Source organism: Shewanella sp. ENK2 (genome assembly GCF_043568515.1).
In the GTDB taxonomy this organism is placed as follows: Bacteria; Pseudomonadota; Gammaproteobacteria; order Enterobacterales; family Shewanellaceae; genus Shewanella; species Shewanella japonica.
The window spans coordinates 3,940,788-3,963,145 of record NZ_CP171406.1; the positions used below are offsets into that span (position 1 = coordinate 3,940,788).

The 22,358-nt window shown below is 39.5% G+C and carries 17 protein-coding genes, 4 pseudogenes and 1 riboswitch; of the genes and pseudogenes, 13 read left to right on the plus strand and 8 right to left on the minus strand.

What is annotated here, in order from left to right; all coding sequences use genetic code 11:
- Positions 1-214: 214 nt before the first annotated feature.
- Positions 215-324, plus strand: a riboswitch (TPP riboswitch).
- A 74-nt stretch (positions 325-398) separates the two neighbouring features.
- From ACGEDC_RS17260 to ACGEDC_RS17290, 7 genes are all read left to right on the plus strand, one after another.
- Complete coding sequence (locus ACGEDC_RS17260; RefSeq protein ID WP_394494686.1) at positions 399-2,585, plus strand: TonB-dependent receptor; 2,187 nt, start codon at positions 399-401, stop codon at positions 2,583-2,585.
- Between the two features lie 132 nt (positions 2,586-2,717).
- Positions 2,718-2,978: a YkoF family thiamine/hydroxymethylpyrimidine-binding protein gene (locus tag ACGEDC_RS17265; protein WP_055024389.1), complete on the plus strand. Its 261-nt coding sequence runs from the start codon at positions 2,718-2,720 to the stop codon at positions 2,976-2,978.
- A gap of 42 nt (positions 2,979-3,020) precedes the next feature.
- The gene (gene pnuC, locus ACGEDC_RS17270; RefSeq protein WP_394494689.1) at positions 3,021-3,680 is read left to right on the plus strand and encodes a nicotinamide riboside transporter PnuC; all 660 of its coding nucleotides are present in this window, start codon (positions 3,021-3,023) and stop codon (positions 3,678-3,680) included.
- Positions 3,681-3,694: 14 nt separating this feature from the next.
- Positions 3,695-4,693, plus strand: coding sequence for a phosphotransferase (locus ACGEDC_RS17275; protein ID WP_394494691.1), 999 nt, complete (start codon positions 3,695-3,697; stop codon positions 4,691-4,693).
- A 209-nt stretch (positions 4,694-4,902) separates the two neighbouring features.
- Positions 4,903-5,583: a DUF6279 family lipoprotein gene (locus ACGEDC_RS17280; protein WP_394498385.1), complete on the plus strand. Its 681-nt coding sequence runs from the start codon at positions 4,903-4,905 to the stop codon at positions 5,581-5,583.
- A 92-nt stretch (positions 5,584-5,675) separates the two neighbouring features.
- The gene (locus ACGEDC_RS17285; protein ID WP_394498387.1) at positions 5,676-6,266 is read left to right on the plus strand and encodes a DoxX family protein; all 591 of its coding nucleotides are present in this window, start codon (positions 5,676-5,678) and stop codon (positions 6,264-6,266) included.
- Positions 6,267-6,361: 95 nt separating this feature from the next.
- Complete coding sequence (locus ACGEDC_RS17290) at positions 6,362-6,910, plus strand: NAD(P)H nitroreductase (RefSeq protein WP_055024394.1); 549 nt, start codon at positions 6,362-6,364, stop codon at positions 6,908-6,910.
- A gap of 56 nt (positions 6,911-6,966) precedes the next feature.
- Here the strand turns inward: ACGEDC_RS17290 and ACGEDC_RS17295 are convergent, their stop codons facing one another.
- Complete coding sequence (locus tag ACGEDC_RS17295; RefSeq protein ID WP_055024395.1) at positions 6,967-7,173, minus strand: hypothetical protein; 207 nt, start codon at positions 7,171-7,173, stop codon at positions 6,967-6,969.
- A 210-nt stretch (positions 7,174-7,383) separates the two neighbouring features.
- A complete protein-coding gene (locus ACGEDC_RS17300) occupies positions 7,384-8,109 on the minus strand; it encodes a glutathione S-transferase (protein WP_394494694.1) in 726 nt (241 codons plus the stop codon).
- Between the two features lie 278 nt (positions 8,110-8,387).
- Here ACGEDC_RS17300 and ACGEDC_RS17305 point away from each other — a divergent pair.
- Positions 8,388-9,364, plus strand: a pseudogene (locus tag ACGEDC_RS17305) (rhodanese-related sulfurtransferase).
- Between the two features lie 153 nt (positions 9,365-9,517).
- Here the strand turns inward: ACGEDC_RS17305 and ACGEDC_RS17310 are convergent.
- The 3 genes and pseudogenes from ACGEDC_RS17310 to ppk1 form a co-directional block, all read right to left on the minus strand.
- Positions 9,518-10,072 carry a hypothetical protein gene (locus ACGEDC_RS17310; protein ID WP_394494696.1) on the minus strand — a complete coding sequence of 185 codons (555 nt, stop codon included), beginning with the start codon at positions 10,070-10,072 and terminating at the stop codon, positions 9,518-9,520.
- Positions 10,027-10,982, minus strand: a pseudogene (locus tag ACGEDC_RS17315) (hypothetical protein). The gene ACGEDC_RS17310 and the pseudogene ACGEDC_RS17315 overlap by 46 nt, the downstream one beginning before the upstream one ends.
- A 49-nt stretch (positions 10,983-11,031) precedes the next feature.
- Positions 11,032-13,157, minus strand: a pseudogene (gene ppk1, locus ACGEDC_RS17320) (polyphosphate kinase 1).
- A 328-nt stretch (positions 13,158-13,485) separates the two neighbouring features.
- On the opposite strand from ppk1, the gene yegD reads away from it, so the two are divergent.
- The 4 genes from yegD (at position 13,486) to ACGEDC_RS17340 (ending at position 17,022) form a co-directional block, all read left to right on the plus strand.
- The gene (yegD, locus tag ACGEDC_RS17325; RefSeq protein WP_372038706.1) at positions 13,486-14,850 is read left to right on the plus strand and encodes a molecular chaperone; all 1,365 of its coding nucleotides are present in this window, start codon (positions 13,486-13,488) and stop codon (positions 14,848-14,850) included.
- A 92-nt stretch (positions 14,851-14,942) separates the two neighbouring features.
- Positions 14,943-15,365, plus strand: a complete 423-nt coding sequence (locus tag ACGEDC_RS17330) for a CreA family protein (RefSeq protein ID WP_394498389.1) — start codon at positions 14,943-14,945, stop codon at positions 15,363-15,365.
- Between the two features lie 261 nt (positions 15,366-15,626).
- A complete protein-coding gene (locus ACGEDC_RS17335) occupies positions 15,627-16,109 on the plus strand; it encodes a zinc ribbon domain-containing protein (protein ID WP_055024400.1) in 483 nt (160 codons plus the stop codon).
- Between the two features lie 268 nt (positions 16,110-16,377).
- Positions 16,378-17,022: a CatB-related O-acetyltransferase gene (locus ACGEDC_RS17340; protein ID WP_394494699.1), complete on the plus strand. Its 645-nt coding sequence runs from the start codon at positions 16,378-16,380 to the stop codon at positions 17,020-17,022.
- A gap of 145 nt (positions 17,023-17,167) precedes the next feature.
- Here the strand turns inward: ACGEDC_RS17340 and ACGEDC_RS17345 are convergent, their stop codons facing one another.
- The 3 genes and pseudogenes from ACGEDC_RS17345 to pdsR all read right to left on the minus strand — a co-directional run bounded on the left by ACGEDC_RS17345 (position 17,168) and on the right by pdsR (position 21,301).
- Positions 17,168-18,364: a cystathionine beta-lyase gene (locus ACGEDC_RS17345; RefSeq protein ID WP_282167502.1), complete on the minus strand. Its 1,197-nt coding sequence runs from the start codon at positions 18,362-18,364 to the stop codon at positions 17,168-17,170.
- Positions 18,365-18,444: 80 nt separating this feature from the next.
- A pseudogene (gene pdsS, locus ACGEDC_RS17350) lies at positions 18,445-20,609 on the minus strand (proteobacterial dedicated sortase system histidine kinase).
- A complete protein-coding gene (pdsR, locus tag ACGEDC_RS17355; RefSeq protein ID WP_065108291.1) occupies positions 20,609-21,301 on the minus strand; it encodes a proteobacterial dedicated sortase system response regulator in 693 nt (230 codons plus the stop codon). The pseudogene pdsS and the gene pdsR overlap by 1 nt, the downstream one beginning before the upstream one ends.
- A gap of 230 nt (positions 21,302-21,531) precedes the next feature.
- Here pdsR and pdsO point away from each other — a divergent pair, with 230 nt between their 5' ends.
- Positions 21,532-22,347, plus strand: a complete 816-nt coding sequence (gene pdsO / locus ACGEDC_RS17360) for a sortase-associated OmpA-like protein PdsO (RefSeq protein ID WP_394494702.1) — start codon at positions 21,532-21,534, stop codon at positions 22,345-22,347.
- Positions 22,348-22,358: the final 11 nt, after the last annotated feature.

Sequence of the window (22,358 nt, forward strand, 5' to 3'; positions counted from 1 at the left end):
ATTTGGCCGCTAAATAAACTCATTATAAAACACCCAATAATCGGGTGTTTTTTTATGGCTTAAATACCACAATTTATGACAAGCCTTCGTGCTAGTACCATGCATTTTGTGCTCTTATTAATCATTCAATTGTTTCTGAAGCCAGCTTGTATTGATTTAGTTAATGAAAAGTGTTCACTAATAGTGTCGCACTTTAGTTGAATCGTTTATAATCCGCCTCGCCAAGGGGTGTTTGCGCTTTTCTCGTAAACTGAGATGTCTTATGACAAACCCTTAGAACCTGATCCGGCTAATACCGGCGTAGGAATGGGCTGCATGCTTTACTTGCTATTTTTGTCATGGATGCACAAACTAATTCACTATGCTTGCCGGATCTCAAAATGAATATTTGAGGTCCTATGTCTTTATTTAAATCAAAATCGCCTTTGGCGGTTGCCATTCTCGCCGCTTTATCTACTTCAGCTGTCGCTCAAACTGAAAACATTGAACGTGTTGCACCTAATGCCGAAAAAATGGAAGTGATTGTTGTTAACGCTGACTTTAGTGGTGTTGAACTTGAAAAAGTTCCATCGAGTGTCACTGTCATTGATAGCCAACAATTACAAGATGAAGGTGCTCAACATTTCGAAGACGTATTAAATTCAATCGCCAATTTTAACTGGTCTGGTGGCAGCTCGCGTCCTAAATATTTTCAAATTCGTGGTGTCGGTGAGCAAGAAGAATATCAAGGTGCCCCTAATTCATCGGTTGGTTTTATTGTTGATGATATCGATCTCTCGGGTATCGGCATGGTTTCTAGCATGTACGATATGCAACAAGTTGAAGTCCTTCGTGGACCTCAAGGTACCCAATACGGTGCTAATGCATTAGCGGGTTTAATATATTTAAAAAGTAACGATCCGACGGATGTGTTTGAGCATGGCGCCCAAGTGTCACTTGGTGATGACGACTTACAAACATTTTCTGGTTTTAGCTCTGGCCCACTGAGCGATTCAGGCAAATTATTATATCGCGTATCGCTTGAGCAGCACTCACAAAATGGCTACCGCGATAATACATATCTTGAGCGCGAAGATACCAATGCCCGTGATGAGTTTACCGCTCGTGCAAAATTACGCTGGTATGCTGCTGAAAATGTCCAATTAGACTTAACTTTACTGCATGCAAATTTTGACAATGGCTATGATGCATGGACATTAGACAATAATGGTTTTGAAACCATTACTGACAAGCCTGGTGTAGACAGCCAAAAAACCACAGGTGTAGGCTTTAAAGCTATTTTCTCTCAATTCGATACGTTTGAATTAACCTCATTGACCTCATATGCACAAACAGACCATCATCATAATTACGATGGTGACTGGGCTAACCCTGATTACTGGGCATCAAAAGAATGTCCAGCTTATGACGAGAATTGGGCTGTAATTGGTACTGAACCATGTGTTTATGATTACACTTGGGACAAACAAGGCGATCGTAAAACCATTTCTCAAGAATTCCGCATTAGCTCAAATGATGCAGGTCGAATCTTTAATGATTCTACAGACTGGTTAGTGGGTTTATATGGCATGAACCTTCAAGAAGATAATGACTTATATTCTGAATACAATGGCTGGCCAGATGAAGTGTTACTGTCAGAGTATGAAGCAACTAACTATGCCATTTTTGGACAAACCGACACTCAGTTTGGTGACGGTTATGTATTTTCTGCAGGTCTTCGTTTAGAACGCAGAGAAAGCGAATACAGTGACAGTAACGGCGATGAGTTTAGCCCAAGTGAGAACATGTGGGGCGGACATTTAGCCATTTCTAAAGTGTTAACTGATGATCATAACGCTTACTTTAGAATTGCTCGAGGTTACAAAGCGGGTGGCTTTAACATGACATTGCCACCTGAATTGTCTGATAAAAAAGAGTTCGATGCTGAAACCTTATATAACTACGAACTAGGTTTGAAATCGACATGGTTTGATGGTGATGTAGCAACCAATGTTGCAGTGTTCTATATGGATCGTCAAAACCAACAAGTTTCAGCATCTCAACAAGATCCTGATGATCAGCAGCGCTTTATTCTATACACAGAAAATGCTGGCAGTGCTAAAAACTATGGCGCCGAGGCTGACTTTAATTATTATGCTACTGAAAATATACAATTTTATGGTAGCGTCGGTTGGTTAGAAACTGAGTATGGTGATTATCAATATAATGATAAATATGGCAACGTTATTGATTTAACGGGCCGAGATCAAGCGCATGCACCTAAATTTACTTACAGTGCAGGCATGAGCTATGTGGGCGACTCTGGCTGGTTTACTAACCTAAATGCGAGTGGCAAAAGTGACTTTTATTACTCAGATAGTAATGAATCTAAGTCAGATGCCTATACTATTTTCAATGCACGAATTGGTTATGAATCTCAAATGTGGTCAGCATACTTATGGGGCAGAAACCTATTTGATGAGCAATATGGCGTTAGAGGTTTTTACTTCGGTAACGAACCTGATCTTGATTGGGCCGACAAGCAATACGTAAGATACGGTGACCCTCGTCAATTAGGCATTACATTAGATGTGAAGTTTATGTAGAAATGATAGATCATTATTGAAGATAATTTCTTTAATAATTACAACAGTTTTACGCTATGTAACAGTAAAATACCGCCATAGTTTGCTAAACTATGGCGGTATTTAATTTAGTGTAATATCGAGGAATGTAGAATGAAATTAACTGCTGAAATCAGTATGTACCCGTTTAACGAAAACTACTTAGATCCCATTAAATGGTTTATAGGCCGTGTAGACAGTTATAGCAATATTGAAAGAAAAACCAATGCGATGGCCACCCAAGTATGTGGTGAATATGCAGATGTGATGTCTATGCTCGCTGTAGAAATGGAAGCTGCTCACCAAAAGTGGGGCAAAGCGGTATTTGTGTGTAAGTTCATCGGTGGTGAGCTGGATTTAAGTCACACTGAATAACTAAAAAACTGCTGTATTAGCAAATAATAAGAAGTTAACACTATGCTTGATGAGATTTTACAACCAATTCAAACGGCGATATCTGAAGCGTCAGCAATGACCGGATGGGAGGCTATTGCGGTTATATTGGCGATCGCCTATTTAGTCCTGGCCATGAGAACGAATATCTGGTGCTGGGCTGCGGCGTTTGTCAGCACGGCAATATACACAGTGTTGTTTTGGAAAGTCTCATTATTAATGGAGTCGGTGTTAAACGTTTATTATATGGCGATGGCGGTTTATGGTTTTTGGCTATGGCGATACGGTCAAAAAGAGACTGACAATACCGAGCTACCTATTGTCAGTTGGTCATTACAAACTCACCTAATAATTATTGGTGTGACTACTGTTATAGCTTTGGTTGTCGGCTACCTTATGGCAAATAACACCTCAGCATCGTTTCCTTACCTTGATGCATTAACAACATGCTTTGCAGTAATGACGACTTACTTAGTGGCTAAAAAAGTGATTGAAAACTGGTATTACTGGATGGTGATTAACTCGCTGTCGATTTATTTATATTTGCAAAAAGGCTTAATGCTAACGTCTGGTTTATTGATTTTATATCTCTTTATGGCCATTAGCGGTTACTTCATGTGGCGTAAAAAAATGCAGCAAGATAATGGTGTCACATCCATATCACTTAACAAAAGTGTCTGTTAATCATTGTTATGAATATGGATGAACCTTGGGAATATCTACCAAATGCACTAAAACAGGCCTTACCGCCAGCATTAGCATTATTGATTAGCCAACATTGTACTCGGGTTGAAAAGTTATCTACTGGACTCAGTAACACGAATTATCATTTGCACATGGATGGCAAAGATTGGGTTGTTAGAGATAATCTATCCATAGCACAGTGGTGTGATAGAAATAATGAAGTCGATTGCTGGAAAAATGTCGCGGCGATGTCCATTGCGCCCACATTATTATGGATCAGTGACGACAAACGTTTTTATATCAGTGAGTTTATTCAGCAGGTGCAATTTGACTGGTCAACCATTTACGATGAGTTTGGTTTTAACCAGCCTCTAAGGCCTACTCAGTCAAGTTACCCCGTCGATCCCGTCCCATTACTATTGCAATTACTCAATCAGCTTATAACACTACCATTACCCGACAAAGTGGTGAGCTTGTCAGGGCAGTGGCAAATATATCTTGATGATTTACTTCGTCTAGCGCAATCTCAGCAGGCAGGATTATTAACCCAACATCATGCTGATTGGCGCGCTAACTTTCAGCAATTATTAGCTATGCAGCCACAAATGGATGTTTGGGTTAATGATGCCGAGTCTTGTTTAATTTCGACACAATTTTGTCATCGTGATTTAACGCCTTTTAATCTTTTACTTAAGCAAGACAAACTGGTTTGCATCGATTTTGAATATTGCGCGACCAGTCATCCGATGTTTGATCTCGCCTCGGTGATTGCTTCTCATCCTTTAACACCACAACAAACGGATGAGCTAACATCACAATACTTGTCATTACACCCTAATTTATCGGTTGATGCGCCAAAATTCATGCTTCAAATGATGAACATATTCTGGATGTATTCTGCAGCTTGGGCGTTAATGATGGCAGGCAGGAGCTTGTTAGATGCCAAAGAGCACGATGAAGAAATTGCATCATATTTTATCTTGTTCAACAAATACCTATCTTTAATCTCATAAGCCTATTATTCTTAATTTAGTATCGCTAATTAGGGAGAATGCAAGTTGAAAAAGTCATTGATTCCATTATTGCTGATGATGTTTCTGGCGGGTTGTTCCACCAAATTTAGTTATTTTTTCTTGATTGGGCTATTGAGTGGCGAGTTGAAGAATACGTTACCTTCGATGATGAGCAGCAAGAAAAGTTTGATGTATTACTGGATAAATTTCTGGTTTGGCATCAAAAAGATGAATTAGTTCGATACAGTAGTCAATTAACATCCTTATCAGTCGCCATCGAAAATCAAACCTTAACGCCCGAAATGTGGCAGCAACAAGTTGTTGACGCTAAAGCGCATTGGTTTCGTATTTTTAATTTTGTGTTACCTGATTTATTACCGATTTTATCCAGCTTTAGTGATGAACAAGCAGATGAGCTAATTGCTCAGCTCAAGAAAGATAACCAAGAACTTAACCAAAAGTATGCAGGTAAAACTCAACTACAATTAGTTAACGAATCAAATGAAAAGCTTCAAGACCGTATGGATGATTGGTTAGGTTCAGTATCTGATGAACAAGCAGCATTAGTTGCTGAATATAATCAACAACGTGTGGCGACCTTGGATATGTGGTTAGAGTACCGTTTAGATTGGTTAAGGCAATTTCAAGTTGCAATCGAGCAGAGGGATGAAACGGCATTACTTGAACAAAGAATGCGTCTATTAATGACCAATCCTGATGAATTAAAATCTGCAGCTTATCAACAACATGTAGATCAAAATACCCAATTATTTGGCCAACTTATTATTAAAATCAACCAAAGTTTAAGTCCTAAACAGCGTAAACATTTTACTCGTAAGATGTCTGAATTAATTGAAGATTTAAGTGACTTATCTAAAGAAATTAAATAAACCTCACTATGTGAAATGCATTTTTAGTAGTGGTAATTGAAAGTTTTTTCTTCGTATTAGGTCTAGTGAGACAGAAGATACAATTTAAAGGAATGAACATGGTAAATTTATACCAACAATTTTTAGGATTTTTGAAGCATATTGAAGGCTTAGCCCCATTAGCACTTAGAATTTATTTAGCGCCAGTGTTAATGCAAGCTGGTTATAACAAACTATCTCACTTTAGCGATACAGCAGCTTGGTTCGGTAATCCAGACTGGGGCTTGGGGTTACCTTTTCCTGAAGTGATGACCGCATTGGCTGCAGGGACAGAGTTTTTTGGTGGATTTTTATTGTTAATAGGCCTGGCGACGCGATTAGTTGCGATTCCAATGATGTTCACTATGTTTGTGGCGGCGTTTGCTGTACATATTGATAATGGCTGGCTTGCTATAGCGGATGCGAGTTCATGGTTAGCGAATGATAATGTTGCTGCGTCTGCAGAAAAACTGGCGGCAGCCAAATCGATTCTTCAGCAGCATGGTAATTATGACTGGCTGACGAGCTCAGGTAACTTCGTCATACTTAATAACGGTATTGAGTTTGCCATTACTTATTTGTTCATGTTGCTTGCATTACTTATGCTTGGTGGTGGTCGCTATACGAGTGTTGATCACCTTATTGGCAAACGATTTTTATCTTAATCTGCCTTTTCTGAAAAACAATGCGATTAAAAAATCCCACTTTAATGTGGGATTTTTGTTAATATCATCCTGAATTCAGTAAAAAGGACACTCCATTGGACGCATCAGAATTATTACTTACTCGTCAATCTACACCACGATTAACCCTACCAGCACCGAGTGAATCTCAGCTTGATTTTATTCTTAACGCAGCGGCGCGGGTTCCCGATCATGCAGCATTGACGCCTTGGGAGTTTATTATTGCTACCGGTGATGGTTTGGATAAATTGGCCGAAGCGTTTGTAGAAGATGCAATAGCTAAAAACAAAGATGAAGCTTATATAGCGAAGGCAAAAGTAATGCCGCATCGCGCACCAATGGTCATTACGGTTGCCACCAAACAGCATGAGCATCCTAAAGTTCCGGTATTAGAGCAGCATATAGCAGCAGGTTGCGCCACGATGGCTATGCAGCAAGCTGCATTTTCGTTGGGATTGGGTGCAGTGTGGCGAACGGGGAGTTTTGCATTTAGTGACATTGTGAATAAAGCGCTTGGCTTAAATGCTGATGATCAAATCGTCGGTTTTTTATATATAGGTACACCAGCAGTTAAAGCACCAGTTAAGCCATTAAAACCAGGCCGTCAATTTACTCGTTATTTATAGGTGAAAGTAAATTGTGAATAATAAGTGGCGCAACAGATGGTTAGCCACTTATTAAGTTATTCTCTCGGATCTAACGAGTCTAGCGGCAGTAGGTTTTGAAACAGGTAATAACCTAGAGGCCCAAAAAATAGGCTTATGGTGCCCCATACATAACGTTTAACGTCGTCAATATGAGCCCCTGTAGTGATTGCGCGATAGCAAAACATAATGTGCAACATGATCAGTAATATGATCAGTAGCACAACCAAATCCATTTGTTCCATGTCTACATCCTTGAGCGCTGCCAAAAGACTAACTTAAGCTTAGTCCTATTTTACTATTTAGCAGCTATTTCAATATAAAATCCGTCTTATAGATGACATAAACTACTGCAGTCATTGTTCATAATTCAAGGATGTTTGTGCATATATATACAAAAGGTTGATTTATCGTTGATTAAATAATCAATCTATCGAGCTTTTGGAATAATGGAGCTAACTATCTGATTTTAATCTTGTCTGTTTATTGGTGTCATCAAGCCATAATGGATACTTCACCATTACAGCTTTAAACAACTCACTTTCCATATGCGCAGTCAGCCAACGTCTAACATGTTGATATGGACTTTGCTCAAACCAAGGTTTATTGACATGAGCAAACTGTCTAATAAATGGAAAAATAGCGAAATCGGCAAATGTCGGTGTATCTGCCATTAATTGATTTTTATCAGTTAAATGTTCTTCTAGGCACTGAATAAATTCGCAAGCCCGATCGCGATAATATATTTCATCAAACTCTGGATGCCTGTCAGCATATTTATATTTATCTAACCAAGGTTTGAACTCAATGTCATTTTTGCTAATCAGCTTTTCAGTACTTTCATCATCTAATGATTCAAGTAGCGAGATATAAGCATTGCCGCATAAGTATTCAGAGCACTTATCAGGGTAGTTTGATAAAGAAAAACGGGCAATATCAAGACTTTCTTCCAATATATTTTCAGCGCGATTAGTACTTTTGTCCTCACTTTCCCCAGCTGAAACATCGTGATGTGCATTAATTACCAACACTGGGACTGTTCCTTTAGGCGAAACAGCCAGCATGGCTTCGGGTTTATTACGCAGTTCAATTTCTCTTACATCTGGGTTGAGTGCTGATAAATGCAAGCCTAGTCTGGCTCTCATTGCATAAGGACAACGTCTGAAACTGTATAAAATCATGAGGGTAGACTTCTTTATAGGGCATAGTATTGAGTCATTTGGCAGTATTTTAAGTCCTTATGGCGATAATTGTTAGTTAAAATCTGCGATGGCGATTTTTTATTTGTGATCTAAGTCTTATTTATTTGGCTTTGGTGCTGTGAGCAAGGTACAATTCTGCGCTTTTATTTGATGACGATCACCATCTTGCGGTTGCCAGACGGTATTGGAAACAATAATTCGGTTATTTATTCACTAAACATGCACTGGAAATTAAGTTTCAGCTAGCGGAGAAAAACATGTCACAAGTTGTCGTATGTGCCTTATATAAATTTGTAGCCTTACCCCATTACGAAGCGATTCGTGCTCCTTTACTAGATAAAATGGAATCCTCTGAAATCCGAGGTACTTTACTGCTGGCAAAAGAAGGTATCAACGGGACCGTAGCTGGTTCGCAACAAGCTATAGATGGGCTTCTTGAATGGTTGGCAACACAAGACGGGTTAGCTGATATTGTTTACAAGTTATCTTTTGATGACAACATGCCGTTTTATCGCACCAAAGTGAAATTAAAAAAGAAATTGTCACCATGGGTGTAGAAGGTATTGATCCCCGTGAAGTGGTTGGCACTTACGTTAAACCAAAAGATTGGAATCAACTTATATCTGATCCTGAAGTGCTATTAGTCGATACCCGAAATGACTATGAAGTACAAATTGGCACCTTCAAAAATGCTGTTAATCCGGTTACCGAGACGTTTAGAGAGTTTCCTGAGTACGTAAAAGAAAACCTTGATCCAAATAAACACAAAAAAGTCGCCATGTTTTGTACCGGTGGTATCCGCTGCGAAAAATCGACAGCTTATCTAAAAGAGCAAGGCTTTGATGAAGTTTATCATCTTGAAGGTGGCATCCTAAAATATCTAGAAGAAGTAAAGCCTGAACAAAGTTTATGGGAAGGTGAGTGCTTTGTTTTTGATAACCGCGTTGCAGTTAACCATCAGCTTGAAAAAGGGGTTTATGACCAATGTAATGCGTGTCGTATGCCAATCACCCAAGAAGAAATGCAAACAGAAGCATATGTTCAAGGGGTAAGTTGCCCGCACTGTATAGATAAAATTTCAGATGAGCAACGTCAGCGCTTTATTGAACGTGAACGTCAAGTTCAACTAGCAAAACAACGTGGTGAGGCGCATATTGGTAGTGAAGTAAAACAAGTCATTGCACAGCGCCGGAAACAAAAAGAAACCCAAAAACAAGCGCAAAACGAAAGCTAGTTAAAGCACTCTTTATATCAGTTTGCTTTTACTAAGCATCAACAAGTTACCGCTCTTTAATTAGGCCTAACAAGATTCAAGAACTATTTAAGTACACGTTATGAATAATAGCGTGTACTTTTTTTGGGGCATTCATATGAGTTAAAATTCAACTTACTTAAAGCTCAAATTAATCCCAATAGTGGCTAACTTCTTTTGTTCCGCATATAAGTCTTGTATTAATAATTCGCTGCGTTGAATTGCTTCTTTATCCAGCTCTTTGCGCTGCGAAAACTTAATGGTTAAATCAGCTTGTTGCGCTTTAACTTTTATTTGTTGGTTGCTGCTGGATGTTCGGCCTAAATTAAACAATACAGCGAGACGCAGAATAGTTAATAAGCGAGTAAAAGCTTGGCGCTGAATCTCATCAGCTATCGTTATTGCAGGATAGTTTAGTTTTTTTCGATGATTGCCTACAAGCAAGGCTAACATTTGCTGTTGTTGCTGGTTAAAACCCGGTAAGTCACTATTTTCGAGAATGTAACTTCCGTGCTTATGGTGTGATTTTGAATTAATCGAAATGCCAATTTCGTGGAGCTGACAAGCGCCTTCCAGTAACCAACGATAATCTGCTAATTGCCATGAATTACTGACTTGCTCAAATAAGGTTAAAGCAGTTTTAGTCACCTTAGATGCTTGGTTAACATCAGCATGATATAGCTGAGCCAAACTCGATAATGTGCGTTGCCTAATATCATCTTGTTGTTCAATCTTGGCAAGCTCATAGAGGACACCTTCTCGAAGGGCACCTTTTGCAGCTTGCAAATGTTCAATTCCCAATTGCCGAAAAAACTGATTAAGATAGCTAAACCTGCAGCAAGAAGAGGGATCCTTCTTTCATCTAGTAGCTCGAATTCTAGCTTGTCGATACTACCGACATTGATGAGGTGTTTCTTTAACGCTAAAAGGTTTTTACTGGTTATACCTTTGCCATTATCAGTTACTTCACTGATGGCGAGAGTGATGGCTTTTGCTGAGCCTGAACTCCCTAACACGAGTGACCAATCTTGGTTAAAGTAAACTTGGCTTAAGCCTGAAAATTGCTTATCTGCAGCTTGAATAGCTTGTTTAAACGCTTCTTTTGTAAGGTGTCCATTCACAAAAAAGCGTTTGTTATAACTGACGCAGCCACATTTTAAACTGGCTAAGTGTTTAGCGCGTTTTTCATTACCCACAATCACTTCTGTTGAGCCACCACCAATATCGATAACTATATTTTTTTGTTCAAGCACTTGGCTGTGGGCGATACCGGTATAAATTAACCGCGCTTCTTCATGACCTGAAACAACATTAATTGGGTAGGGCAGCACTTTGCGGGCTGCGGTTAAAAAGATTGGCGATTTTTGGCTACCCGTAAGGTGTGTGTGGCGACAATTTTGACTTGAGCTTTCGCTAAGTTTGAAAAACGCTGACTAAAGTCTTTAAGACATTGAACACCATTTTCGATTGCAACTTCTGCTAACACATTGTGATTATCAAGGTATTTGGCTAGCTGCACTTGGCGTTTTTCTTTATGCAACACTTGCAAAAGCCCGTCTTGTTCACGTGCAATAACTAAGTGAAAACTATTTGACCCCATGTCGATAGCGACAAAATGTTGCGAGTCTTGTGCAATAACATCAGCCAATTTAAGCCTCTTGTGGTAATTCTGCTTGGTTCTTATTGTTATGTTTGACTGCTAATGCAGTTTTTACTTTCTTTTCGTAGCTATTAAGGTATTGATGAATAGCAACTTGACTACGAAGTTTCCGTTTGTTTCCTCTAGGGTTATAGCGATTATCATGTTGCTGATTAATCACCCTAGACTTAGTATTATCTTTAAATTGCAATGAAAGTATAGCAATAACCATTTGTTTTAACTGCTTATCATATACTGGGGTTGAGACTTCAATTCGTTCGTCAATATTACGCGTCATCCAGTCAGAGGATCCAATAAACAGTTTTTGTTCGCCGCCAGCATGGAACAACATCACCCGTGAATGCTCTAAATAACGATCGATAATACTATAAACCTTAATGTTGTCGCTTTGCCCAGGTATTTGCGGGAGCAAGCTGCACATGCCACGAATAAGCATAGTGATTTTGACGCCGGCATTCGAGGCTTCATATAGCTTATTAATCATGATGTCATCCACCAGATTATTCAGTTTTAGCTGAATACTGGCAGGCTTGTTTTGTTTAGCTTGTGCAATTTCATCATCGATTAAGCTTAAAAAGCGTGTTCGCGAGTTATAAGGCGAGACGATGAGATGATTAAATTCATCTTTACGGTAAGGTCTTTCAATTAAATCAAAAACTTGTTTGACTTCACCTGCAATATCTTGATTGGCGGTAAACAACGAAAAGTCAGTATAAAAACGGGCAGTTCCTTCGTTAAAGTTACCTGAACCTATGTGGCAATAATACTGGGTTTGACCATGCTCTTTACGACCAATGAGGCATAGTTTTGAATGGACTTTTAAACTCGGAATACCATGATGCACAGTCACTCCGGCTTCAGCTAAGCGCCGAGTCCAGTTAATGTTTGATTCCTCATCAAAACGGGCTCTAAGTTCAATGATTGCGGTCACTTGTTTACCATTTTTAACGGCATCAATCAGTGACTGCATAATGTGGCTTTTCTTCGCCACTCGATAAAGGTTAATTTTAATAAATTTAACTGCTGGATCATAAGCGGCTTGTCTGACTAATTCAGTAAAATGAGAAAACTTATGATAAGGGTAATTAAGCATAATATCTTTATGCCTAATTGCATCAAAACTGTTGTCAAACGCTAAAAACTGACTGCTATCAATGGGGTGAAGCTTCTCGTTTACCAGTTTTTTTCGACTTGGATTGGGGAAGTCCATAAAGTCTTTGAAGCTATGATATCGGCCTCCTGGCACAAGACACTCTGTAGAGCTGATATGCAAGTGTGACTTTAGCATTTCTAGCATATCTACAGGCATATTGCGGTCATATACTAGCCTCACGGGTTGAGCATTTAAACGTTTTTTAATCCCTTTTGTCATTCGTTCAAGTGTTGTTTGTTCAAGCTCATTACTGATGTTGTAATCCGCATCTCGGGTCATTTTCATTGAGAAAACTTGAATGGTATCGAACTCAAAAAAGGTCTAAATAAATCATCAATACAGTGACGTATAATATTATCTAGCAATATTAAGTGTTTAATTTTTGATGTTTTTTCAGTTGGTAGTTCTAAAAATCGAGGTACATTCTTATTGGGCACTTCTACCAAAGCGTACTCTTTATTATCGCCCGATTGCAGGCTAGCGACTAAGTAGGTTGTCCCATCAACTAAGTGCTGCACTAAGTCACTTTCATCGGTGACGATATGGGGTGCTATATGACGCTTTAATTGATTTTTAAAGTACTTCTTAAGCCAGGCACTGTGAAACTCACTCAGTTGAGTCTCGTTAATTAAAAAGATATTACAGCGGGCTAACTCTTTCATTAATACAGGATAAATTTGATCAAACTTCTCTTGTAAGTCGAAAACTTTTTCCTGAATTTTGTTCATTAATTGCTGGTACTTAAGTTGTTTAGAACTGATACCAGAAACGAGTATCGCTCGTCTCACTGCAGCGACTCTGACCTGAAAAAACTCATCCATGTTACTTGAAAAAATCCCTAAGAACCTCACTCGCTCAATGAGCGGTACAGAAGCATCATAAGCTTCCTGTAATACACGTTCATTAAATGACAACCAAGACAGTTCTTTATCAACGAATTTTAGATGACGGGATTCAGTCACATTTTGCTCCTGCAAAGCATTGCGGTAATACTTTCATAAAAGCCATAATCGAATGGTGCGAAAATAATACGGTAGGGTGGAATAGCTAATTCACTGTTTAATATGAATAAAGTTCAAAAGGTATTTTAATGCGGTAATATGACAATTTTGTGATGTTATTGAGGCGAACACTGTTTTCAGTAAATTCAATAGTGCAACAAATTGATTAAGCAAATTAAACCAATTGATGAAATTGTCAGCTAAATAACAGTGAACACTAAACTTTATAAGATCCGAAATAAAGCTTGTGTTATTTTTAGCATTGATTTGAAATTTTGAGTGGTAAGAAATGTTTATTGGGTTTGATTATGGCAGTGCAAACTGTTCTGTTGGCGTAGAAAAAAATGGTGAAGTGAGTTTAATTCCAATAAATGGTGATAGTCATTTTTTATCCTCTACCTTATATGCAATGGATAGAGAGTTGATTGCTGAAGCGGTATATCAACGCATTGCACCAGAACTTCAGCCAGAATTTGCCCAGTTACGTTCATCACAATTAAGCCGTGCACGCCAAGTTCGCCATGAATTAGATATTTACCCTGACGAACAAGTGGTTTTTGTTGGACCTGAAGCGATTGACGCATATCTGGAATTACCTGATGAAGGTTTTTATGTCCGGTCGCCAAAATCATTTCTTGGCGCCAGTGGTTTACGTCCAGAACAAGTTGCTTTGTTTGAAGATATCGTGACATTGATGATGCTAGAGGTTATGTCCCGTGCAAACAAATTAATTAATGAACCGATTACGCAAGCCGTTATTGGCCGACCTGTTAACTTTCAAGGTATTGGTGGTGAGCAAAGTAATCAGCAAGCACAAACGATATTAGAAACGGCCGCAAAACGAGCTGGATTCACCGAAGTACGTTTTTTGTTTGAGCCAATGGCTGCAGCGATGGATTATGAAGCCTCCATGGATAGCAATCAAACCGTGTTAGTTGTGGATGTGGGGGGCGGTACTACTGATTGCTCTATGGTGAAAATGGGACCAGAGCGTCAGCATAAAACCGATCGCTCAGATGATGTACTTGGTCACAGTGGTCAGCGTGTTGGCGGTAATGATTTAGATATTGCCGTTGCCATGAACTGTTTTATGCCGCATCTTGGTTTGGGCTCGAAACTAAAAAATAACTTAACAGTGCCTCGCCAACCATTTTGGAATGGGGTTGCTGTGAACGACATTAGTGCGCAGCGTGAATTTAGCGCATTGTCTACTGCTAAGTTGATTGATGAACTAATCAAGGATGCACAACAGCCACAATTACTGACTCGACTAAAATCCTTAAGGTTGCACCAAATGAGTTATCAGTTTGTGCGTCAAGCTGAGCAATCAAAAATTGGGTTATCCTCAGCCTCAACCTATGCTGCAGACTTAACGTTTATAGAGCCAGAATTTGACGTCACTGTTAATCAAAATGAGTTTGAAATCGCTGTTGAGCAACCCATTGCTAAATTAGTCACTATTATGAAGCAAGCGGTAGATGAAGCTGGTGTGTTACCTGATGTTGTTTATGTAACAGGCGGGACGGCAAAAAGTCCGGTGATACATCAATGCATTGCTGATCAGTTTACTGGTGCAGATATTGTTGTTGGCGATCACTTTGGCAGTGTAACCAGTGGGTTAGTCCGCTGGGCAAGCAAAGAATTTAACTCTTAAGGAAAAGTCGCTTTATGTTTTCTCAATCAAGATTATTTTTAAACAAAAAACTATCGTCAGCCTTACTGATTGTTGCAACAAGTTTCCTCACAATGAGCTGTAGTGATGATGTGGGAAAAGTCAGTTTAGGGGTGTTTACCACTAAAGATATTAAGCTCAATATGATGGTTGATCCCATTGTGACTGGGGTGACTTGCCATGTGGCAAGTATTGAAGCTGATTTAAGCTTTTCAGACCCATCAGATTCAGCTATTTCATGCCGCCAAACGGGTGAAATTACACCGGAAATGATTGCCGGTATTGATATGTCAGCATCGGGTGAAATTGTATTTAAAAAGTCGAAGAGTATCTTTTTTAAGACGATGAAAATACGTCGTATCTTTGATAAAGAAAACCAAACGTTAATGTATGTGTCGTACTCAACCAAAGAGACATCAGGTAGTTATAAGCACAGCCTATCTACAGTACCTTTATGGGGAACCAAAGCGTACAGGCAAGCACAACCTACTATTTAGTCTAGCTTTGTATAGCATTAACTGGCTTGTATTGACTCGATTTAGTGTCGACATTTGAAAATAACATTCAGATAAATAGCGTCGATGATGGCTATTAGACACTAATTGTTAGATATAAACATTAACGACTAGCAATGAGCTATTAAGCATTATCTGATAGTCGCTAATGAGTAAATATCAAATAACATGCTTAAGGCGAAGATTCTATATTCAAACCTAAGGCATGAATCTGTTTTCTGTTAAATACATGAGTGAGGGTATATGGACTGCCCCTATTGCAAAACGAGTATTGCTAGCGGCGCAGTAAAATGCGCTGCCTGTTTATCTTTTTTATCAGGGCATACGTGCCCAGACTGCAGCCATACCTTGCCTGAAGGGGCTAAAGTATGCGGATATTGCCATTATCGTTTTAGCCAAATAAGTGTTGATGTGACACAAATATCCATGCATTTTACTGCAGAAGTACTTGCTTCATTATTGTTTCGTTTCCGTTTGTTGCCGCAAGAAATCATTACCGATGAAGATAAAATTACCATTAACTCACCGGGGATATTTCGTCTTTGGAATAATACTGACGAAGTGCCTTGGAATAAGATTGCTGGATTCAATTATCGAAGTGGGATCATCTGGGATAAAATTGAAATAGAAACACGTGGCCAAAAACCGAGTATCATTCTTGGGTTATCGAAACAAAATAGTGATGAGTTACGTAAAGTCCTGCAATCAGTTGTGAATGCAAATTAGCCAAATTGATCTTTGTTTAATTTACACAATGTTCATCAGGTTTAGTACGGGCAGTTACTTACCCAAAACGATGTCAAAGTTAAACGATGTCAAAGTTAGAACAACAGATATATTTTACAAGTCAGTATACAGGTGTATTATTATAAGCTGTGTTTATTGTAGAGTGTCACAATGCAACTTATCCCGTTATTAAATCAACCTCGAATCCATTGACGAGCTTAATGTTAAGTAAATCATTTTATTATTTAATATTAGCTTGAGGTTATATATGCATGAAAAACACTGGTCTAGATTTCAGTTGTTACATGATGTCGTGACTAACTCCAATATCACAATAAAGGGAACACATAGCTATTATAGTGATAGTTGGGATAATGGTTTTGAAGAGTCGGTTGTCAGGTATTTACACGGTGATGAAATCAGTCGTCATTGGGAGCCTAGATGGGAAATTGATAAGCTCCATATTGGTGATTACGTTTGTATTGGCGCTGAGGCCGTCATTTTGATGGGAGGAAATCACACTCATCGAACTGATTGGTTTTGCTTGTACCCATTTATGGATTACATCGATGAAGCTTACATTGGTAAAGGCGATACTTATATTCATGATGGTGTATGGATCGGCATGCGAGCCATGGTAATACCAGGTGTCAGCATTGGTGAAGGTGCTGTCGTTGCTGCGAATAGCGTAGTAACGAAAGATGTTGCTCCTTATAGTATTGTTGGTGGCTCTCCAGCCAAATTAGTTAAATATCGTTTTGAGCCTGCTATCATCGAAGAGCTGACACTGCTCAACATTTATGATTGGCCTGCTGAAAAGTTTGAAACGTTAAAAAGGTATTTATGCGCATCAGATATACAGCAATTAAAGGCGAAAGCACTAGATTATGATGCTAATAAAAATATTTCTTAAGATACTTGCTGGTTGAAGTGCTGCCATATTGCTGGTGGAATAATGGTTGAAACTGGTAAAGCTTCACTCATTTAATAAAAAGGCCAAACAAAGTATGTTTGGCCTTTTTGTATTTTCGCTAACATTTTTAAACTAAATTGACGAATTAACGTTTGGCTTCCACTTCTGCATAACGCTCAAAAGCGGCGGTTAAGTCTGCAATTAAATCTTCAGGATCTTCTAAACCAATATGCAACCTGATAAGTGGTTTGCTGCTATCCCATTGAGTGGCGGTTCTCAGTTTATTAATACCAAAAACACCAAGGATGAGGCTTTCATAACCCCCCCATGAAAAGCCCATTTTAAAGTGGCGCATATTTTCTACAAATGCAGTGACCGAAGCTAAGTTACCTTGTTTTAATACGAACGAGAATAAACCGTTACCACCACTAAAATCACGTTCAAAAAATTCATGGCCAGGACAAGTATCAAAGGCAGGATGACGGAGGTGATCCACTTCTGGACGGCTTGCTAACCAATTAGCGACTATGCGTGCATTTTTATCATGTTGAGCCATACGTACGCCCAAAGTACGTAATCCTCGTGCAGCCATATAAACATCATCTGGCGATGTGGTTTGTCCCATCAAATAGCTATTTTCACGCAATTGTTCCCAATGTGCCTCATTAGCTGTCGCTGTTCCCATCATGACATCAGAGTGGCCAACAATGTACTTGGTTGCAGCTTGGATTGAGATATCGACGCCCATCTCAAATGGACGTGAGTTGATTGGCGATGCCCAAGTATTATCAAGCATTACCACAATATTATGTTCATGGGCTATACGACTTAATGTCGGTACATCTTGAATCTCCATAGTGATTGATCCTGGAGATTCTAAGAACAAAACTTTGGTATTAGGCTGAATAAGTTCTTTGATGCCTTCGCCAATTAATGGATCGTAGTAGGTGGTCTCAATTCCAAAGCCTGCCAGTAACTTATTACACAGATCTCGTGTTGGCTCATAAGCACTGTCGACCATAAGTAAGTGATCGCCACTTTTTAGAAATGATAATAAAGCACCACTAATAGCACCTGAACCAGAAGGGTATAATGCAGTGCCGACACCACCTTCAAGCTCACTTATTGCTTGCTGGAATGAGAAGTGAGTCGGTGTTCCACGTCTACCATAAAACATTTCACCATTAGTTTTGTTTTTTATCGCAAAACGCATGTCATCCATCGTGTCAAAAACGACAGTAGATGCACGAAATACAGGCGGATTAATAATGCCCTTAGTGTACTTTTTGTCTCGGCCAACACTGACAATTTGAGTGGCTAATTTATCTTGCTGGTGACTCATAAATGCATTCCCAATCTTTACAAGGTGATAGGCGTATTTGATATTTTAGCCATCCTAACATCTATACGGCTAAAATAAAGTTATTTTACTTCAGTTACAGGGAAGGTGAGTGTGAAAGTAACTCCCGTTCCATCTGCAAGGTTTTCAGCTTTTATTGTCCCTTTATGGAACTCAGTAATTAGTCTGCCAATGTATAGGCCTAATCCTAAGTGTGGCTTACTTTGCACCCCTTGAGGGCGGATCGATACCATTGATTCGAAAATTTGCTCACTCATGTTGACTGGCAGTAACGGTCCTTTATTGGTGACTTTTAAGGTAGCGATTTTGCCAGATAAGGTTAACGATACTTGTATGGGATCTTGAGTGCTAAACTCAATAGCATTATTAATTAATTTATCCATCAATTGCGCTATGTACTCGGGCACGCCATTCATCATCATTTGGTTAGTCGCAATGTCGATTGCAAATTCGTTGTCTGGATAAGTATATTGATAGCCTTGCATACAACCACTGACAACCTGTTGCAGCGGAAATTCACTGCGCTCGGCGTGGGACAAACTTGCTTCTAGCCGCGTGGCTTCGCTTAAGTTATTTAAGATTAAATGTAGGCGGCTAACGCCTTCTTGAGCACGATTAACGTATTTTTCACTTGCTGGTTCAAGTGGCTGCAAGCTTAAATGCTCAAGTGAAGATCGAACAACAGCAACAGGTGTTCTAAGCTCATGAGATAAGCGAGATGACATGTTTTCAAGGTAGTGAGTATATTGGCCTAATCGTCCGACAATATTGGCAAAACTTCGTGATAAATCCCCAATCTCATCACGGGTTTTAGAAGGCACAATTTGCTGTCTAACTCTGCCTTGGCTATCGATGGCTTGCTCTGACTGATCTCGTAACTTACGTATGCGGCTAGAAATACTTGATGCGAAAATAAATAAGGCAAGTGTACCCATGCTCATAATCGTTAAGATGACATTAAATAGCTTTTCTAATGCACGGTTACGCAATGTACGAATGCCATGCGTGGTTTCTTCTGCAATGACAGCACCCATCACTTTATCATCAATCCAAATAGGGCTCGCAGCAGCCAATACCACCGCTTTATTGTCAGGCGTTAAACGCCAAGTTGAGCCTCGTTTGCCATTTAATGCCTGTTGAATATGACTACCGCTTAGTTCAGTAGAGTCTTGCAACGAGTCGACAAAGTCCTGTGGCGGCTTAGTAAGGATTTTATAATAAAGTGGTAATAAGTAATCTTTTTAAACTGACCCCAAGCACTACTGGTTTTAGTTTCAGCCAAACTGGATGACCAAACATTGTTATTGGCACGGATATCTCCAGATTTTGCTAACACTCTGCCATGGTTATCGACGACCCAAATCCGAGAGCTGTTATGGCTCATCCCCTTAATGATATTTTCAATTTCTGGTGATGGCACCAGTACCGTACCAAGATGGGCAACTGAATCGATGGCTGAGGTACCAATTATCGTATTTACTGTGCGAGTTTTAATATCATCGACATTGTATATTGCAAAACCAAGCTTGCTTCCCACCATAGATAACGGCAAGCGAAACTCGACATTGTAACCTTCAGCAGTACTTAACCATTGACCTTGGATACGGATCTCTGGAGTAACAGGCATGGATAAAGTGGGATCTTGCGGTAGCTCAAACGCACTTAACCAACCATCTTCTGTGTTGGCAATAATATAACGACGAAATTGTCCATCTGGCGCTTGTGTGGCGATGACTAAATGATCGTTCTTGTCGACCCGTAAACTATTTTTATTACGAAATACCACGTGCTTATCATTGACTTGAAAAAAGCCATATAAATACCCAGCATATTTACCCACCATGTGAGTAAAGTGAATATTGACTGGTTGGTTTTCATTTCGATTAAAGATCACGTGCTCATTAGAGTAGTTAATCATTCGATGTTGGTATTGCTGCCAATCGTGCAGCTTACCATCTAATTGGATTGGGCCAGAAAGCGGGTAGGCGTATAAGTCACGACCTTTTTCAACCTGACTTAAAAAGCTGGCTTGATGATTAAACAGCTTTGGCCGTTCATGTAAGGCGGTGGCTAAAGCTTGAGTTGTACCTTCAAGGGTTTTTTCCTGACCGTGACGTAAGTACTTTTCCATTTCCCATACATACTCGTACCCAAGCCAAGGTAAGCACAGCAAAAATAGCGATAAAATGACAACTTTGGCCCTTAGTCCAATGGGAATATTAAACATTAATTGACACTGTCCCAGCGATAGCCCATGCCGTAAACCGTATCAATACAATCAAAGTTTTTGTCGGCACTAATAAATTTTTTACGGATCCGTTTAACGTGAGAGGTAATTGTACTGTCATCTACAAATATCTTAGCTTCTTGCATTAAATCTTGGCGACTTCTGACATGACCAGGGTGTTTCGCCATGGCGTGTACCATCCAAAATTCAGTCACCGTGAGCTCAATCGGTTGTTGATTCCAATACACTTGAATACGATTACCATCAATGGTTAACGCGCCGTGTTCAATTAAATTATCTTCTACGTTGGCTGCGCCGATAAGTTCTGAACGTCTAAACAATGCAGCAATACGTGCGATTAAATGCGGGAAGCTAACATCTTTTGATAAATAATCATCAGCGCCTAAACGTAAACCACAGACAGTATCAAAATCGCTGTCTCTAGCGGTTAAAAAAATGATCGGTAAACTGCTAGACATCGAACGTAGTGACTGACATAAAGTAAAGCCACCGTCGATTTCACTCTCTAGGCCAATATCAATGATGGCTAGATCTGGTAATCGAGCATTAAATGCCAGCATCGCAGCAGGTCGGTTGGCATATCCCTGTACGCTGTAACCCTGTTGCTGCAATAACTCTTTGTAGTTTTCTCTAATAGCGACTTCATCTTCAACGATGGCGATTCTTTTCATCTATTTAATCTTTGTTTTGGCTTATATGGCTGACTATACATGATTTTAACTGCAAAAAAATCGCCTCAGACACATTGCCATATTGTTGCCACATTTCATCTGCACATTGCCACTTTTATGCCCTGAGGTTGCCATTTCTGAGGTGTTTAATAGTGACATCAACTTAACGACACGCAGTAAACAAGTTGTTGAGTTCATTAATCACATTAAAACACTGAAAGGAAAATATCATGAAAAAACAACTAATCGCCATCGCTATCATCAGCAGTCTTTCTTTTTCAAATGTGTCACTAGCAGATGATGTTAATCATTTCGATACAAGCGCCTATGACAATGATAACGCTAATACTGAGTTGGTAGTACAGGATGAGGAAAGAGAGCACACAGAAGAATTGGTTGGTCTCACATCAGGTGCTGTACTTGGTGCTGTCGTTGGTGGACCCGTTGGCGCCATCATTGGTGCATTCGCAGGTACGTTAATTGGTAAAACTGTCGGTGACGATACCGAAATTCAGTCGCAAAAAGAGTTATTAGCTCAACAGAAATTATCTATCGAAATGCAAACCTCAGAGCTTACTGCATTACATGAAAAGCAGCAGTCGCTTGCTGAAGTGACAGATGAATACCTTCATGTTCAAGCTCAGCTCTCTGACTTAAAAGCGGCGCAACAGCAGCAATTACAAGAGTTAGCGATTGGCTTAAATGTTCAGTTTAAAACGGGCTCTTCGACCATTGAACCTCATTTTGAGCAACAACTTGATGATGTGGCGTATTTGATGGCGTTATCACCGGAATTAAAACTGGATTTAACTGGATATGCAGATAGACGTGGAGACAGTAAATTTAATCAAGCTCTGTCAGAGCAGCGATTAATAGAAGTGACAAGTTACTTAGTGAGTCAAGGTGTGTCAGCAGAGCGATTACATTCTCAAGCATATGGTGCTTCAGCGCCATTACATGAGCAACAAAGCTTTGAAAATGACTTTTTTGACCGAAGAGTGACATTAAAAGTTATGCCTGTAGGTGAAGCATTAGCTGCCAACTAATTTACCTACTT

Excerpts from the sequence above, each read along its gene's own strand:
- pnuC (WP_394494689.1), top strand. The coding sequence starts at position 3,021 with ATGCTTGATGAGATTTTACAACCAATTCAAACGGCGATATCTGAAGCG.
- ACGEDC_RS17300 (WP_394494694.1), bottom strand. The coding sequence starts at position 8,109 with ATGATTTTATACAGTTTCAGACGTTGTCCTTATGCAATGAGAGCCAGA.
- ACGEDC_RS17285 (WP_394498387.1), top strand. The coding sequence starts at position 5,676 with ATGAACATGGTAAATTTATACCAACAATTTTTAGGATTTTTGAAGCAT.
- ACGEDC_RS17345 (WP_282167502.1), bottom strand. The coding sequence starts at position 18,364 with ATGAGTCACCAGCAAGATAAATTAGCCACTCAAATTGTCAGTGTTGGC.
- ACGEDC_RS17265 (WP_055024389.1), top strand. The coding sequence starts at position 2,718 with ATGAAATTAACTGCTGAAATCAGTATGTACCCGTTTAACGAAAACTAC.
- ACGEDC_RS17330 (WP_394498389.1), top strand. The coding sequence starts at position 14,943 with ATGAGCTGTAGTGATGATGTGGGAAAAGTCAGTTTAGGGGTGTTTACC.
- ACGEDC_RS17335 (WP_055024400.1), top strand. The coding sequence starts at position 15,627 with ATGGACTGCCCCTATTGCAAAACGAGTATTGCTAGCGGCGCAGTAAAA.
- pdsR (WP_065108291.1), bottom strand. The coding sequence starts at position 21,301 with ATGAAAAGAATCGCCATCGTTGAAGATGAAGTCGCTATTAGAGAAAAC.
- ACGEDC_RS17275 (WP_394494691.1), top strand. The coding sequence starts at position 3,695 with ATGGATGAACCTTGGGAATATCTACCAAATGCACTAAAACAGGCCTTA.
- ACGEDC_RS17340 (WP_394494699.1), top strand. The coding sequence starts at position 16,378 with ATGCATGAAAAACACTGGTCTAGATTTCAGTTGTTACATGATGTCGTG.
- ACGEDC_RS17260 (WP_394494686.1), top strand. The coding sequence starts at position 399 with ATGTCTTTATTTAAATCAAAATCGCCTTTGGCGGTTGCCATTCTCGCC.
- yegD (WP_372038706.1), top strand. The coding sequence starts at position 13,486 with ATGTTTATTGGGTTTGATTATGGCAGTGCAAACTGTTCTGTTGGCGTA.
- pdsO (WP_394494702.1), top strand. The coding sequence starts at position 21,532 with ATGAAAAAACAACTAATCGCCATCGCTATCATCAGCAGTCTTTCTTTT.
- ACGEDC_RS17295 (WP_055024395.1), bottom strand. The coding sequence starts at position 7,173 with ATGGAACAAATGGATTTGGTTGTGCTACTGATCATATTACTGATCATG.